Annotated in this window: 1 protein-coding gene; it reads right to left on the reverse strand. The window is 43.4% G+C overall.

Annotated elements, in window-relative coordinates; all coding sequences use genetic code 11:
• Window positions 1–219 (reverse strand): Ig-like domain-containing protein (locus H4J76_RS19695; RefSeq protein ID WP_182231158.1); only part of this gene is annotated, 219 nt, incomplete at both ends.

Below are 219 nucleotides of genomic sequence, written 5' to 3' on the forward strand. Positions count from 1 at the left end.
GGTCATTGGACCGTCTGCTGTTTCAGCATTATCTAACACATTGCCCGTGGCGGTTGTATCTTCAGCTATCGTGACAGTTTCACTATCATCACTTAAATCTGACACTGGAGTTACTGAAATTGTTAAAGTTGAAATTTCTGTGTCACCAGCACCATCGGTAATGGTGTAACTGATCACTGGCACGGCACCGTTGAAGTTGTCATTGGGTGTAAAAGTGTA

Origin of the sequence: Colwellia sp. BRX9-1 (assembly GCF_014077195.1) — a bacterium.
Classification (GTDB): domain Bacteria; phylum Pseudomonadota; class Gammaproteobacteria; order Enterobacterales; family Alteromonadaceae; genus Colwellia_A.